Origin of the sequence: Micromonospora haikouensis (genome assembly GCF_000876225.1) — a bacterium.
Taxonomy (GTDB): domain Bacteria; phylum Actinomycetota; class Actinomycetes; order Mycobacteriales; family Micromonosporaceae; genus Micromonospora; species Micromonospora haikouensis.
The window spans coordinates 1,727,700-1,743,891 of record NZ_JXSX01000001.1 but is presented as its reverse complement, the minus strand read 5'-3'; the positions used below and the strand labels follow the sequence as shown (position 1 = coordinate 1,743,891).

The window sequence follows — 16,192 nt, the reverse complement described above, 5'->3', positions numbered from 1 at the left end:
CGTCAACCTTCGTTCGCAGGGGTGGGTTCGGGCAGGTGCGCGGCCAGTCGGCCGGGGGTGGGGTGCAGCATCAGTTCCAGGACCTCCAGGTCGACGCCGAGCGCCTCGACGCCGTGCACCAGCCGCATCGCCGTGAGCGAGTCCCCGCCGAGGTCGAAGAAGTCGTCGTCGACCCCGGCGGGCACGCCGAGCACCTCGCCGAACAGCGCGCACAGCCGGGCCTCCCAGGCGGTGACCGCACCGGCATCAGCCTCGGGTCTGGCGGCTTCGGCGGCCGGCGGCAGCGGCGCGGGCAGGGCGGCGCGGTCGAGCTTGCCGTTGGGCGCGAGCGGCAGCGCGGCGAGTTCGACGAGCGCCGCCGGCACCAGGTACGCCGGCAGGCCCGCCGCCAGCTCGGCGCGCAGCCGGGCCGGGTCGAACGGGGTTCCCGGCTGCGGCACCACGTAGCCGACGACGCGGCGGATGCCCGGCACGTCCTCCCGGACCGTCGTCGCGGCGGCGGCCACGCCCGCGCAGCGGGCCAGCGCGACGTCGATCTCGCCCAGCTCGACGCGGAAGCCCCGCACCTTCACCTGCTGGTCGTCGCGCCCGTGGAACACCACCTGGCCGGCGGCGTCCCAGGCCGCCCGGTCGCCGGTGCGGTACATCCGCTCCCCCGGGCCGCCGAACGGGTCGGCCAGGAACCGCCCGGCGGTCAGGGCGGGCCGGCCCAGGTAGCCCCGGGCCAGGCCGACGCCGGCCAGGTAGAGGTCGCCCACCACGCCCGGCGGTACGGGGCGCAGGCAGCCGTCGAGCACGTGCACCCGGGTGTTCCAGATGGGCCGGCCGATCGGCACGTACGCCGGGCGTGCGCCGGCCGGCACGGGCCAGTACGTGACGTCCACGGACGCCTCGGTGGGCCCGTACAGGTTGTGCAGCTCCGCGCCGCAGGTGGCGTGGAAGCGGTGCGCCAGGTCGGGGTCGAGGGCCTCGCCGCTGCAGATCACCCGGCGCAGGCCGGCGCAGTGCGCGGCGACCGGCTCGGCCAGGAACGCGGCGAGCACCGACGGCACGAAGTGTGCGGTGGTGACCCCGTGCCGGGCGATCAGCCGGGCCAGCCGGGTCGGGTCGCGCTGTTCCTCGGCGTCGGCGACGACGACCGCCGCGCCGGTGGACAGCGGCCAGAACATCTCCCACACGGACACGTCGAAGCTGAGGCTGGTCTTGTGCAGGACCCGGTCGGCGGCGGTCAGCCCGTACTCCTGTTGCATCCAGCGCAGCCGGTTGACGATGCCGGCGTGCGGGACGACCACCCCCTTGGGCCGCCCGGTCGAGCCGGACGTGTAGATGACGTAGGCGGGGTGCTGAGGGCGCAGCGGCGCGCGCCGGTCCCGGTCGGTGGGTGCGGTGGCGGGTTGCCGGTCGAGCAGGTCCACCACGGCCGGGTCGTCGACGGCGACGCAGCGGTCGGCGGGGCAGCCGTCGGCGACCAGCTGTCCGGCGGTGTCCCGGGTCGCGACGACGCAGACGGCCGCGCTGTCGCGGACCATGAGCGCCCGCCGCGCGGCCGGGTAGTCCGGGTCCACCGGCAGGTACGCCGCGCCCGCCTTCACGGCGGCGAGGATCGCCACGAGGCTGGCCGGGGAGCGGGGCAGCCCGACGGCCACCACCCGCTCCGGGCCGGCCCCGCGCCCGATCAGCAGGTGGGCCAGCCGGTTGGCGGCGGCGTCGAGGGCGGCGTAGGTCAGCTCCTCGTCGCCGCAGCGGACGGCGACCGCGTCGGGGGTGCGCCGCGCCTGCGCCTCGACCAGGCCGACGAGGGTGCGCGGCGCGGCCGGGTCGTCGGCGGCCTCTACCGGGTGGGCGGTGTCGTTGGCGTCCGCGAGCAGGCGCAGCTCCGCGCCGGTGAGCGGGGCGAGCCGCGCGACCGGGGTGCCCGGTTCGGCGACGACCGCCCGCAGCAGCGCCGCCAGCCGCTCCAGCACCGCCGTCGCCGTCGCCGCGTCGACCAGGTCGGGCTGGTGGCTGACGCGGACGCGCATCCGGGTGCCGGGCAGCACGACGACGGCCAGCGGGTAGTGGGTGGCGTCGCGGCCCGCCACGGCGGTGATCCGGGCCTCGCCCACGGCCGGGGCGCCGTCGAGCGCGACGGGGTAGTTCTCGAAGACGTACAGGGTGTCGAACAGGGTGCCCTGGGTGCCGGCGAGCCGCTGCACCGCGCCCAGCCCGAGGTGCTGGTGCGGCACGAGGGCCGACTGTTCGCCGTGCAGCCGGGTCAGCAGGTCGCCGAACGTCTCCCCCGGGCCGGTGCGCACCCGCACCGGCAGCGTGTTGAGGAACAGCCCGACCATCTGCTCGACGCCCGGCAGGTCCGGCGGGCGTCCCGCCACCGGCGTGCCGAACACCACGTCGGCGCGGCCGGTGAGGTAGCCGAGCAGCACGCCCCAGGCCCCCTGGAGCACGGTGTTCACGGTCACGCCGCGCGACCGGGCCAGGGCGGTCAGCGTTGCCGTCAGCTCCTCGTCCAGCTCCAGGTCGACGTCGCGCGGCAGCGCCGTCGGGTGCGCCGCGCCCGGACCGGCCAGCAGGGTCGGCTCGGCCAGCCCGCCCAGCGCCTCCCGCCACGCCGCCTCGGCGGCGGACCGGTCCTGCCGGGCCACCCACGCCAGATAGCTGCGGAACGGCACGGGCGGCGGCGGGGCGGCGGCCCCCCGGTGGTGCTCGTACAGGGCGATGAGGTCGCGCACCACCAGCGACAGCGACCAGCCGTCGAGGAGGATGTGGTGGTGGGTGAAGTCGAGGCGGTGCCGCTCGGCGTCGAGCCGGACCAGGCTGAACCGCAGCAGCGGCGGCCGGGCCGGGTCGAACCGCCGCCGCCGTTCGGTGTCGGCGATCCGGGCGGCCTCGGCGTCGCGTTCCGCGTCGGGCAGCGCCGACAGGTCGGTCTCCTGCCACGGCAGCTCCACGCCGTCGCCGATGACCTGCACCGGCGGGCCGGCGAGCCGCTGCCGGAACGCCGCCCCGAGGTGCGGATGCCGGGCGAGCAGGCCCTGGGCGGCGCGGCGCAGCGCCTGCGGGTCGAGCCGGCCGGTCAGCTCCAGGGTGAGCTGGGCGGTGTAGACGTCCGCGCCGGCCCCGGCGTACGTGGCGTGGTAGAGGATGCCCTCCTGCAGCGGCGCGAGCGGCAGCAGGTCCGTCAGGCGCGGGTACTCGGCCCCGATGGCGTCGAGTTCGGCCTGCCCGACGTCGACCAGGTCGAAGTCCGACGGGATCCGGCCCGCCGCCGGGGTCGCCGCGCTGTCGGCCAGCACCTGTAGCGCGCGCAGCCACGCGTCGGCCAGCTCGCGGACCCGGTGCTCGGGCACGGCGTCGCCGGCCCAGGTCCAGGTGGCCCGCAGGTGGGGCCCGTCGGCGGCGTCCACGGCCACGGCGTTCAGCGACACGGCGTGCGGCAGCGGCATGTCCGCGTCGACGTCGCCGCCGAGGGCGTCCTGCGCGATGGGGGTCCAGTCGGCCTCCGCCGCGCCGCTCAGCCGGCCCAGGTAGTTGAAGCCGAGCTGCGGGCGGCCCAGCCCGGCGAGTTCGGGGCCGGTGGCCGGGTTGAGGTGGCGCAGCAGCCCGTACCCGATGCCGTTGTCGGGCACGGCCCGCAGCCGCTCCTTGACCTCCCTGACGACGGTGCCGACGCCCGCCCCGGCCGCCCACACGTCCGCCCAGTCCACGCCGGCCGGGTCCACCCGCAGCGGGAACAGGCTGGTGAACCAGCCGACGGTGCGGGCGAGGTCGACGTGCTCGGTCAGCGGCTGCCGGCCGTGGCTCTCGACGTCGACGAGCAGCCCGCCGGGCCGGGCGGACGCGACCGCGATGGTCAGCGCGGCCAGCAGCACCTCGTCGACCCCGGCGTGGTACGCGTCGGGGACGCGGCGCAGCAGCGCCGCCGACAGCTCCGCCGGCACGGTCTGGGCCAGGCTGCGGGCGGTGCGGGCGGTGTCCCGGGCCGGGTCGGCCGGGCGGGTGCCGACGGGCGGCGGGGGTGCCGCCAGCGCCCCGCGCCACAGGTCCAGCTCGGCGGTGCGCGCCGGCCGGGTCGCCTCCTCGGCGAGCAGCGCCGACCACCGCCGGAACGAGGTGGTGACCGGGGCCAGCTCGGGCCGGGCGCCGGCCGACGCGGCCGCCCACGCGGCGGCCAGGTCGGGCAGCAGGATCCCCCAGGAGGTGGCGTCGACGGCGAGGTGGTGGGCGGCCAGCAGCAGCCGGCCCCGGGCCTGCGGGCCGGCGTCGAACCAGACGGCCTGGAGCATGACCCGCGCGGCCGGCGCGAGCCGGGCCTGCGCCGCGCGGGCGTGCGCGGCCACGACCGCCCGCAGGGCCGGCTCCGGATCGGCCGGGTCGACGGGCACCCGGGTCAGCACCGAGGCGGCCGGCACGCTGCCCGGCGCGGCCACGTCGAGCCGCCACGGGCCGTCGGGGCAGGACGGCCGGTCCAGCCGCATCCGCAGCGTGTCGTGCCGGTCGAGGACCGCCTGCACGGCGGCGCGCAGGTCGGCCTCGGTGAGCCCGGCCGGCACGCGCACCACCATGGACTGGTAGTAGCCGTCCACCGGCCCGCCGGCCGCCCGCAGCCACTCCATGATCGGCGTCGGGTCCAGCTCGCCGACCCCGTCGTCGGCGCGGGCGACGGCGGCGTCGCGGGTGCGGTCGGCGGCGACGTCGGCGGCCAGGTCGGCGGCGGCGGCCAGCCGCGCGACGGTCGGGTGGGCGACGACGTCCCGGGGCCGGATGGCCAGCCCCGCGCTCTGCGCCCGGCTCACGAGCTGGATCGACGAGATGCTGTCGCCGCCGAGGCCGAAGAAGCTGTCCCCCACGCCGACGGTGGGCACGCCGAGGACCTCGGCGAACAGGTCGCACAGCAGCTTCTCGGTGGCCGTGCCCGGCAGGTCGTCGCCGGGGGCGGGCTCCTGGCCGGGCGCGGGCAGGGCCAGCCGGTCGACCTTCCCGTTGGGGGTCAAGGGCAGGGCCGCGAGCCGCACGAAGATGTTCGGCACCATGAACTCGGGCAGGTGGGCGGCGACGAAGGCGCGCACGGCCGCCGGGTCGGGGGCGGGTCCGCCCGCCGTCCCGACCAGGTACGCGACCAACTGCCGGCCGCCCGTGCCGACCTCGCGGACGACCACCGCCGCCTGGGCGACGGCGTCGTGGCGGGTCAGCACCGCCTCCACCTCGCCGGGCTCGATCCGGTGCCCCCGCACCTTCACCTGGTCGTCGACCCGGCCGACGAACTCCAGCTCCCCGTCGGGACGCCAGCGCACCAGGTCGCCGGTGCGGTACATCCGCTCGCCCGGCCCCGAGTACGGGTCGGCGACGAACCGGGTCGCGGTCAGCCCCGGCCGGCGCAGGTAGCCGCGGGCCAGCGCCCGCCCCGACACGTACAGCTCGCCGGCCACCCCGGCGGGGACGAGCCGCAGGCTGTCGTCGAGGACGTACACCTGGCAGTTGCGGACCGGGCGGCCGATGGGCACGGCGGCCCCGGCCTCGACCCGGTCGGCGCGCAGGTCGGCGCTGATGGTGGCGCACACCGTCGTCTCGGTCGGGCCGTACGCGTTGACCATGCGGCGGCCCGGCGCCCAGCGGGTCACCAGTTCGGCGGGCAGCGCCTCGCCGGCCAGCACCAGGGAGCGCAGGGTCGGCAGCGGCTGCACGGCGAGCTGGGTGAGCACCGCCGGGGGCAGCGTCGCGTGGGTGACCCCGTGCGCCCGGACGCACTCGGCGAGCGGCTCGCCGACGAGCAGCCGCTCGGTCGGCACGACCAGCGCCGCGCCGCAGGTCAGCGCCATGCACAGCTCCCAGAACGAGGCGTCGAAGCTGGGCGAGGCGAACTGGAGGACCCGGGCCCGCCCGTCGACGCCGAGGTGGGCGGCCTGGGTGGCGGCGAGGCTGCTGACGCCCCGGTGGGTGACGACGACGCCCTTGGGGCGGCCGGTGGACCCGGACGTGAAGATCACGTACGCGGGGTGGGTCGGCAGCAGGGGGACGCGGCGGTCCCCGTCGGTCGGGTCGCGGTCCGGGCGGGCGGCCAGCTCCGCCGCCAGCGCCGGGTCGCGCAGGTCGAGACGGGGCAGCCCGGCGGCCTCGGCGGCGACGCGGGCCACCGGCGCGGCGTCCGCCCCGGCGAACACCACGCAGGCCGGCTCGGCGTCGGCCAGCATCTGCTCGACGCGGGGGCGCGGGTACTCCGGGTCGACCGGCAGGTAGCCGCCGCCGGCCTTGGTGACGGCGAGGATCGCGGTGACGAGGTCGATGCCGCGCGGCAGGGCGAGCGCGACGAGCCGCTCCGGGCCGATCCCCCGGGCGACGAGCGCGTGGGCGAGCCGGTTCGCGTCGGCGTTCAGTTCGGCGTACGTCAGCTTGCGCGCGCCGCAGCGCACGGCGACCGCGTCGGGGGTGCGGGCGGCCCACGCCTCCACCAGGGCCGGCAGCGTCGCCACGGGCACCGGGTCGGGGTTGCGGGACTGGGTCGACAGCCGGTGCCGCTCCTCGACGCCGAGCAGGTCGAGCCGCCCGGTGCGGGTCGCCGTCGCGGCGGGCAGGTCCGTCAGCAGCCGGGTGAACCGGCGCAGCAGGCCCCGGGCGAAGGCCGCCGGGAACAGGTCCGGCCGGTACGACAGCCGCAGCCGCAGCCGGGTGCCGGCCGCCGCGTTGAGGCTCAGCGGGTAGTGGGCGGCGTCGTCCGCGCCCGCTTCGACGCGCAGCGGCCCGCAGCGCAGCTCACCGGACTCGGGGAAGTTCTCGAACGCGACGCAGGTGTCGAACAGCTCGCCCGTCCCGGCGACCTTCTGCACGTCGGCGAGGCCCAGGTGGTGGTGTTCGATGAGGTGCGCCTGCTCGTGCTGGATCCGCGTCAGCAGCGCCGACAGCGGTTCGTCGCGGCGCAGCCGCACGCGCACCGGCACGACGTTCATCAGCAGGCCGACCATGCTCTCCGCGCCGGCCAGCTCGGGGGGCCGCCCGGACACGGCCGCGCCGAACGTCACGTCGGAGCGGCCGGTGAGCTGGCCGACGAGCAGCGCCCACGCGGCCTGGACGACGGTGTTGACGGTGAGGTCGTGCCGGCGGGCGAACGCGACGAGGTCCGCCGTCTCCTGCGGCCCGAGTTCGCCGGGCAGGCTGCCCGGCCAGACGGGGGCGCGGGTGGGGTCGGCGGGGGCGACGAGGGTCGGCCCGTCCAGGTCGGCCAGCGCCGCCCGCCAGGCCGCCTCGGCGCGCGGCCGGTCCTGCGCGGCGAGCCAGGCGAGGAAGTCCCGGTACGGCACCGGCGGCGGCAGCGCCGCGCCGTCGCCGCCGTGCTCATAGAGGGCGCACAGCTCGCGGATCAGCAGGGACGTGGACCAGCCGTCGAGCAGGATGTGGTGGTACGTGACGACGAGCCGGTGCCGGTCGCCGTCGACGCGGATCAGCCGGAACACGATCAGCGGGGCCCGCCGCAGGTCGAACCGGCGGCCCTGGTCGGCCTCGGTGTGCCGGGCGAGGGCGGCGTCGGGGTCCTCCCCCGGCTCGACGGTCACCTCCGTCCACGACAGGCCCGCCCCCGTGGTGATCACCTGCACGGGCGCGCCGGAGCGGCGTTCCCGGAAGCTGGCCCGCAGGTTGGGGTGCCGGCGCAGCAGCCCTTCCGCCGCGGCGCGCAGGGCGGCGGCGTCCAGCCGGCCGTGCAGGTCGAGGATGAGCTGCGCGGTCTGCACCTCCGGGCCGGCGCTGCGCTGCCAGGAGTGGAACATCATCCCGGCCTGCAACGGCGCCAGCGGCAGGATGTCCTCGATGTTCGACGTCGTCATGACACCGCTCCCTGTTCCGCCGCGAGTTCCTGCTCAAGGTCGTCGATCTCGTCCTGGGTCAGCGAGACCAGCGGCAGGTCCGCCGGCGTGTGACCGCCGGCGGACGGTGTCGCCGAGCTGGCCACGACGGCCTCCAGGGCGGCGTGCCAGTCGTCGGCCAGGTCGGCCACGTCGGTCTCGGCCAGCAGCCCCGCCGGCCACGACCAGGTGGTACGCAACTGCGGCCCGGCCGGGCCGTCGACAGTGACGGCGCCGATCTCCAGGGCGTGCGGCACGGGGTCGCCCGGGTCGGCCCCGCCCCGCAGCACGAGGCCCTCCTCCGCCGGACCCCAGTCGTCCGGCTCGGCGGCGGGGAACCGGCCGAGATAGTTGAAGGCCACCTGCGGGGCCGGCATCCGGGCGAGCGCGGGGCCGGTCCGGGGGTCGAGGTAGCGCAGCACGCCGTACCCGCCGGCCGGGGGCAGGGCGTTGAGCTGCTCCTTGACGCGCTTGACGGCGGCGCTGACGGTCGGGCCGCCGGTGCGCGCCTGCGCCCCGTCGACGGGGCCCGGGTCGAGCCGGACGGGATGGATGCGGGTGAACCAGCCGACGGTGCGGGACAGGTCGGCGTCGGGCACGAGCCCGTCGCGGCCGTGCCCCTCCAGGGCGACCAGCACCCCGTCGGAGCCGCCCCGGCCCCGCCGGGCCAGCCAGGGCGGCAGCGCCAGCGCCAGCGCGCTGAGCAGGATCTCGTCCACCCCCGTCCGGTAGGCGGCCGGTGCGGTGGTCAGCGCGGCGGAGGTGCAGGCCGGCGACGCGGTGCGGGTGACGCTGCGCAGCCGCCCGTGGACATCGACGCGGCGGTCGAGGGGCCGGTCGCCCAGGGGCGGGTCGGGCCGGTCCAGCAGCCGCGTCCAGGCGGCCAGCTCGTCGGCGCGGGTCGGCGCATCGACGCGGTCTGGCCCGTCGTCGCGCGTCGGCCCGTCGTCGCGGGTCGGCTCCCCGGCCAGGGCCGCGACCTGCCGCGCCCAGCTGCGCAGCGTGGTGCCCGCCGGCTCCAGCTCCGGCCGTCGCCCCGCGTCGAGCGCGGCGCAGGCCGCGCGCAGGTCGGCCAGCAGGATCCGCCACGACACCCCGTCGACGGCGAAGTGGTGCACGACCAGCAGCAGCCGGTTCCCGACTGCCGGGCCGGCGGCGAACCAGACGGCCTGCACGAGCACGCCGTCGGCGGGGCGCAGCCGCTCGCGGGCGGCCCGCGCCTGCGCGGCGATGAGCGCCGGCCGGTCGGCCGCGTCGGCGTCGGCGAGGTCGACGACGCGCAGGCAGTCGTCGGCGCGTACCGCCCCGGCGGGTGGGATCTCCAGCTCCCACGGCTCGTCGCCCGGCCCGGTGCGGGCCCGCATCCGCAGCGCGGGGTGGTGGTCGAGCAGCGCCTGCACGGCCTCGCGGACCCGCTCGACGGTCTGCCCGGCGGGCACCCGCACCAGCATCGACTGGCTGAACGCGTCCAGCGGGCCGCCGAGTTCCTCCCGGGCCCAGGCCATGATCGGCGTCAGTGGCACGGTGCCGGTGCCGTCGTCGGCGGGGCCGCCGTCGGCACCGTCCACGGTGGTCGCCACGGCGGCCAGGGCGCGCACGGTGCGCTGCTGGTAGACGTCCTTCGGCTTGAGCTGCAGGCCGGCGCGGCGGGCCCGGCTGACGAGCTGGATGGACATGATGCTGTCGCCGCCGAGGCCGAAGAAGCTGCCGTCGATGCCCAGCTCCGGCACGCCGAGCAGCTCGGCGAAGAGGTCGCACAGGATGCGTTCGGCCGGGGTGCGGGGGGCCGGGCCGGTGAGCGACCCGTCGAGTTCGGGCTCGGGCAGCGCCGCCCGGTCGACCTTCCCGGTCGGGGTCAGCGGCAGCGCGTCGAGCACCACGAGCCGCGCCGGCAGCAGGTACTCGGGAAGCTGGTGGCGCAGCCACTCGCGGACCTGCGCCGCCGTGAGGGTGGCGGAGCCGGCGGGGGTGACGTAGCCGACGAGCCCGGCGCGTCCCGCCTCGTCGGGGCGGGTCACCACGACGGCCGCGCCGACGTCCGGGTGCCGGGCGATCGTCGCCTCGACCTCGCCGGGTTCGACCCGGAAGCCCCGGATGTTGACCATGTTGTCGACGCGGCCGGCGTACTCCAGGTCGCCGTCGGGGCGCAGCCGCACCCGGTCGCCGGTGCGGTAGAGCCGGCCGCCGGGCGGGCTGGCGTACGGGTCGGCGACGAACCGCTCCGCCGTGAGTCCGGGTCGCCCCACGTACCCGCGCGCCAGCCGCGCGCCGCCGACGTAGAGTTCGCCGACCGCGCCGAGCGGCACGGGCACGAGCATCGGGTCGAGGACGTGGGCGGTCAGGCCGGCCACCTCGCGGCCGATCCGGCTGAGGCCGTCGCCGACGTCGTCGGGCCCGAGGGTACGCGCGGTGACGTGCACGGTGGTCTCGGTGATCCCGTACATGTTGACCAGTCGCGGGCGGTCCCAGCCGTGCCGGGCGGCCCACCGGCGCACCGAGGCGTGCTCCAGGGCCTCGCCGCCGAAGACCACCCAGCGCAGCGCGTGGGGCCGGTCGGACCGGGAGTCCACGTCCTCGAACTGGGCGAACGAGGAGGGGGTCTGGTTGAGCACGGTGACCCCGGCGTCGGTGACCAGGCGGTGGAAGTCCTCGGGGTTGCGGGAGACCCAGTAGGGCACCACGACGACCCGGCCGCCGGTGCTCAGCGCGCCCCAGATCTCCCACACGGAGAAGTCGAACGACGAGCTGTGGAACATGGACCAGACGTCGTCGGGGCCGGCGGTCAGGAACTCCTCGCCCCAGTGCAGCAGCCGGGCGACGGCGGAGTGCGGGACGGTGACGCCCTTGGGGCGGCCGGTCGAGCCCGACGTGTAGATCACATACGCCGCACTGTCCCCTGTCGCCGGCACCGGCGGCGGGACTTCACCGACCTCGGCCGCAGCCTCCCCGTCGACCTCCACCACCCGCCACGGACCCGACGGCAACCGACCCGCCGCACCCACACCCCCCAACACCACCGACACACCCGAATCCGCCAACATCCACGACAACCGCTCCGCCGGATAATCCACATCCAACGGCACATACGCCCCACCAGCCTTCAACACCCCCAGACACCACACCACCAACTCCACCGACCGCCCACCACACACCCCCACCAACGAACCCCCACCAACCCCCAACCCCCGCAACAACCCCGCCACCACATCCGACCGCGCACCCAACTCCCCATACGTCAACACCACCTCCCCACACACCACCGCCACCGCACCCGGCGACCGATCCACCCACCGACCCACCAACTCGTGCACCAGCAGCGCGCGATCGGCCGGCGCCGGGGGCGGCGCGGCCGCCGCCGACCAGGAGGCGAGCAGGGACCGCTCCGCCGCGCCGGCCAGCGGCTCGCGCAGGTACCGGCGGTCCGGGTTGGTCACCATGTCCCACAGGGCGGCCACGAACCAGTCGCGCAGCAGCCGGACCTGCTCGGCCCGGACGGCGTCGGTGTGGAAGTCCATGGCCAGCAGCACCCGGTCGGAGACCGGGTCGCGGACGACGCCGATGTTGAGCGGGAAGTTCGTCGGCTCGGCGCGGACGGTGGAGAAGCTGCCGATCTTGCCGTCGAGGATCTCGGTGCCCCGGCCGGAGAGCATCTCGGCCATCACGTGGAAGTGGTTGTAGACGAAGTTGACGTTGACCGGCTGGTCCATGCCGAGCCGGCGCTGCATCTCGGCCATGGGGAAGCGGCGGTGCGGCAGCATGTCGCGCTCGGCCGCGAAGACCGCGGCGATCAGGTCCGTCCACGTGCCGTCGGGCAGCGCCAGCCGGAACGGCAGCGTGTTGAGGAACAGTCCCCGCACGTCGTCGCCGCCGGCCTCCTCCGGCCGGCCGTTGGCGGTCACGCCGACCAGCACGTCCGTCGCGCCGGTGGCGTAGCCGACCGTACGCAGGCAGGCCGCGACGAAGAGGGCCTTCAGCGGGGTGCCGCACCGGTTGGCCAGGTCCCCGAGCGCCGCGCAGAGCTCGGGGCTGAGCACGGTCTCCACCGAGCCGTAGCGCTGGCGGGCGTCGGTGGAATACCACCACTCGCCCAGGAAGCGCTGCTCGCCGGGCAGCTCTGGCACGGGCCCGTCGGGCCAGCGCAGCAGGCGGGTGTCCGGCGGTTCGGCCAGCCGCTCGCGCCAGAACCGTTCGGTCTCGGTCGAGGTGAGGGCGGCGCGTTCCAGCTCGACGAAGTCGCGGTACTGCGCGGTCAGCGGCGGGTCCGCCGGCTCGACGCCGTCGCGCAGGCCCTGGTAGACCCGCATGATCTCGCTGAGCGTGGAGTGCAGGCTCCAGCCGTCGAACACGGCGTGGTGCTCGGTGAGCGTCCACTGGAACACGTCGTCCGAGCGGCGGTGCACGTGCATCCGCAGCAACGGCGGGCGGTCGTGGTCGAACGGGGTGACCCGCTGGTGCTCCAGGTAGGCCCGGACGATCTCGTCCTGCGCCGCCTCGTCGAGGTCGCGCAGGTCGTCGCAGCCGACCGGCAGGACCGCCTCGGCGTGCACGAGCTGCAGCGGTTCGCTGTAGTCGGTGAGCGACAGCGCCGTACGCAGGATCGGGTGCCGGCGCACGACGTGCGCGACCGCCCGGGAGAAGGCGTCGGCCTCGAACGGCGCGCGCACCTTCATGCTGTCGACGTTGTGGTACGGCAGCCGCTCCGGGTCGCGGGTCATCTCGTAGACCATGCCGACCTGCAACGCCGTCATCGGGTACGCGTCGACGAGCCCGCCCGGCAGGTGGGCCCGGTCGGCGGCGTCGACCAGCTCGAACGGGCGGCGCGTCGGGGCGTCGGGGACGTCGACGACCGTGCACACGGCGGCGAGTTCGGCGATCGTGGGGCGATGGAACAGCTCCTGCAGCTCGAAGGAGATGCCGCTGGCGCGGGCCGCGCCGAGCACCCGGATGCTGCGGATCGAGTCGCCGCCGAGGTGGAAGAAGTTGTCGTGCCGGCCCACCTGGACGGGGCCGAGCGCGTCGACCCAGATCTCGGCGAGCCGCCGCTCCACCGGGCCCTGCGGGGGGACGTAGTCGCCGCTGCCTGCGGGGCGGGCCTCCTCGACGGGGTCGGGCAGCCGCCGGTGGTCGGTCTTGCCGCTCGGCGTCAGCGGGATCGCCGCCAGCTCCACGAACCGCGCCGGCACCATGTAGTCGGGCAGCCGGTCCGCCAGCCACTGCCGCAGCTCGGCGACCGCCACCGTCGACCCGGCCTCCGGCACCACGTACGCGATGAGCTGCGGGGCCCCCGCGTCGTCGGGCCGGATGGTGACGGCCGTGCCGGTGACGCCGGGGAACTGGTGGGCGACGGCCTCGATCTCGGTCAGCTCCACCCGGAAGCCCCGGATCTTGATCTGGCTGTCGGCGCGGCCGGCGTACTCCAGGGTCCCGTCGGGACGCCACCGGGCCAGGTCGCCGCTGCGGTAGAGGCGCGCGCCCGGCTCGTCGCCGACCGGGTCCGCCACGAAGCGTCCGGCGGTCAGTCCGGGCTGGCCGAGGTAGCCCCGGGCGACCCCGGGCCCGCCGACGTACATCTCGCCGATGACGCCGACCGGGCAGGGCCGCAGGTTCCCGTCGAGGACGTGGATCGCCAGGTCCGCCAGCGGGCGGCCGATCTGGGTGAGGGCGCGGGTCAGGTCGTCGGGCCCGACCTCGCGGAACGTGTTGTGCACGGTGGTCTCGGTGATCCCGTACATGTTGACCAGTCGCGGCCGGTCCCAGCCGTGCCGCCCGGCCCACCGGCGCACCGACCCGTGGTCCAGGGCCTCACCGGCGAAGACGACGTAGCGCAGCGCCAGCGGCAGCGGGTCGGCGAGGCGGGCGTCGGCGGCCTCGAACTGGACGAACGCGGACGGGGTCTGGCTGAACACGGTCACGCCCGCGTCCCGCACGAGCGCGTACAGGTCGTCGGGGCTGCGGGAGACCCAGTAGGGCACCACGACGAGCCGGCCGCCGCTGCCCAGCGCGCCCCACGTCTCCCAGACGCAGACGTCGAACGACGAGCTGTGGAACATGGACCAGACGTCGTCGGGGCCGAAGGTGAAGTCGCGGGCGGCCGAGGCGAACAGCCGGACCGCGTTGCGGTGGGTCACGGTGACGCCCTTGGGGCGGCCGGTCGACCCCGACGTGTAGATCACATACGCCGCGCTGTCCCCCGACACCCGCACCGGCGGAACCTCGTCGACCGGCTCCACAGCTTCCCCGTCGATTTCCACCACCCGCCACGGACCCGACGGCAACCGACCCGCCGCACCCACACCCCCCAACACCACCGACACACCCGAATCCGCCAACATCCACGACAACCGCTCCGCCGGATAATCCACATCCAACGGCACATACGCCCCACCAGCCTTCAACACCCCCAGACACCACACCACCAACTCCACCGACCGCCCACCACACACCCCCACCAACGAACCCCCACCAACCCCCAACCCCCGCAACAACCCCGCCACCACATCCGACCGCGCACCCAACTCCCCATACGTCAACACCACCTCCCCACACACCACCGCCACCGCACCCGGCGACCGATCCACCCACCGACCCACCAACTCGTGCACCGTCAGGTCGGCGTCGTCACCCGCCGGGTCCACCGCCGCCGACGTCTGGGCCGCCGACCAGGACCGGATCAGCGACCGCTCGGCGGCGTCCGTCGCCGCGAGGCGTCCGATCGCCAGCCGGGGCTGCGCGAGAGCGCTCGACAGCAGGTGCGACCAGTGCCGGAAGAAGTGCTCGACCGAGTCGCGGCCGAACAGGTCCGTGCAGTACTCGATCTCGATGTCGAAGCGGTCGCCGACGTCGTAGACGGTGAACGTGAGGTCCAGCTTCGCCGTGTCCGTCGGCACGAACTCGCGGGTGAGGAACGACCCGCCGGCTCCCGCCCCGGCTCCGCCCGCGGCGCCGGCCCCGGCCGCCGGCCCGGTCTCGTGGAACGCGAACAGCACCTGCACGAGCGGGCCGTGGCTGGGCACCCGCTGCGGCACGAGGCGGTTGACGAGCCGGTCGAACGGCACGTCGAGGTGCTCCAGGGCCTCCAGCACCGACTCCTGGGTGCGCGCCACGACGGCCTCGAACGTCGGCTCGCCGCCCAGGTCGGTGCGGGCCACCATCGTGCCGGCGAACAGGCCCACCACGTCCAGGAACCGGGTGTCCCCCCGGCCGGCGACCGGCGAGCCGACGACGAGGTCGGTCTGCCCGGTCTGCCGGTGCAGGAAGACGTGGAAGGCCGCCAGCAGCACCACGTACGGCGTGACGCCGCTGCCCGCCGCCAGGGCCCGCACCCGGTCGCGGACGCCGGGCTCCACGGTGAACCGCAGGGTCTCGCCCCGGTAGGTGAAGTCGCGGGGCCGGGGCCGGTCGCGGCCGAGTTCGAGCAGTTCCGGCGCGCCCCGCAACTGCTCGACGCGCCGGTCGAGGTCCCGCTGCGCCTGCGGCCCGGCCAGCCATTCCTGCTGCCGGGCGCAGTGCTCGACGTACGCGGCCCGGGGCGGGGGCGGGACGGGAGCACCGCCCAGGCCGGCGGCCAGGTCGCGTTCGACGATCTCCAGCGAGAGGCCGTCGACGGCGATGTGGTGGAACGTGAGGTGGAGCAGCCGCACCTGGTCGTCAACGGCGAACACCGCCGCGCGGACCAGGGGCCCGGTGCCCAGGTCGAACGGTCGGCGGGACACCTCCCGCACCACCTCGGCGCACCGGGCGTCGCGCTCGGCGGCCGGGCAGCCGGTGAGGTCGTGCACCTCCAGGGGCAGCTCGCGGGCCGGCAGCAGGCGCTGCACCGGCTCGCCGTCGACCTCCGCGAAGGCCGTGAACAGCGCGTCGTGCCGGGCCAGCAGGCGGCCGACGGTGGCGACGACCTCCGGCAGCGGTACGGCGTCCCGCAGCCGCCACGACACCGGCACGTGGTAGGCGGCGCTGGCCGGCGCCAGCCGGTCGATGAACCACAGCCGCTGCTGCTCGCTGCTCAGCGGCCAGCGCCGACCGTCCTCACCCATGGAACGCGGCGTTCTCGGCCTGGTCCATGGCGAGGGCGAGGCTCTTCGGCCGCATGTCCTGCCAGTTCTCCTCGACGAAGCGCAGCGCGTCGTCGCGGCCGCCCGGCCCCCATGCCACGGTCCAGCCCGCCGGCACCTCGGCGAATTCCGGCCACAACGAGTGCTGCGACTCGGCGTTCACCAGCACCAGGAAAGTGCCGTCCGCATCGTCGAATGGATTCATGATCCGCCTCCGGTCCACATCGATGCCGCAGGGAGTCCACATAGCCCCCGGAAGCGGCCGGGGAGAATCCTGCCGGGCGATAGCGGCGGCGGCCAGAAATTGCCACT

The 16,192-nt window shown here is 75.9% G+C and carries 3 protein-coding genes; all 3 read right to left on the bottom strand.

Going from position 1 to position 16,192, the window contains the following annotated elements:
- Positions 1-2 precede the first annotated feature (2 nt).
- The 3 genes from TK50_RS32055 to TK50_RS07690 are packed head-to-tail and all read right to left on the bottom strand — an operon-like array spanning position 3 to position 16,085.
- Positions 3-7,811, bottom strand: coding sequence for a non-ribosomal peptide synthetase (locus TK50_RS32055; protein WP_052503654.1), 7,809 nt, complete (start codon positions 7,809-7,811; stop codon positions 3-5).
- Positions 7,808-15,862 (bottom strand): non-ribosomal peptide synthetase, encoded by an 8,055-nt coding sequence (locus TK50_RS32050; protein ID WP_052503653.1) that lies wholly within the window; start codon positions 15,860-15,862, stop codon positions 7,808-7,810. Before TK50_RS32050 ends, TK50_RS32055 begins: the two co-directional genes overlap by 4 nt.
- Complete coding sequence (locus tag TK50_RS07690; protein WP_199485978.1) at positions 15,855-16,085, bottom strand: MbtH family protein; 231 nt, start codon at positions 16,083-16,085, stop codon at positions 15,855-15,857. The genes TK50_RS32050 and TK50_RS07690 overlap by 8 nt, the downstream gene beginning before the upstream one ends.
- Positions 16,086-16,192 lie beyond the last annotated feature (107 nt).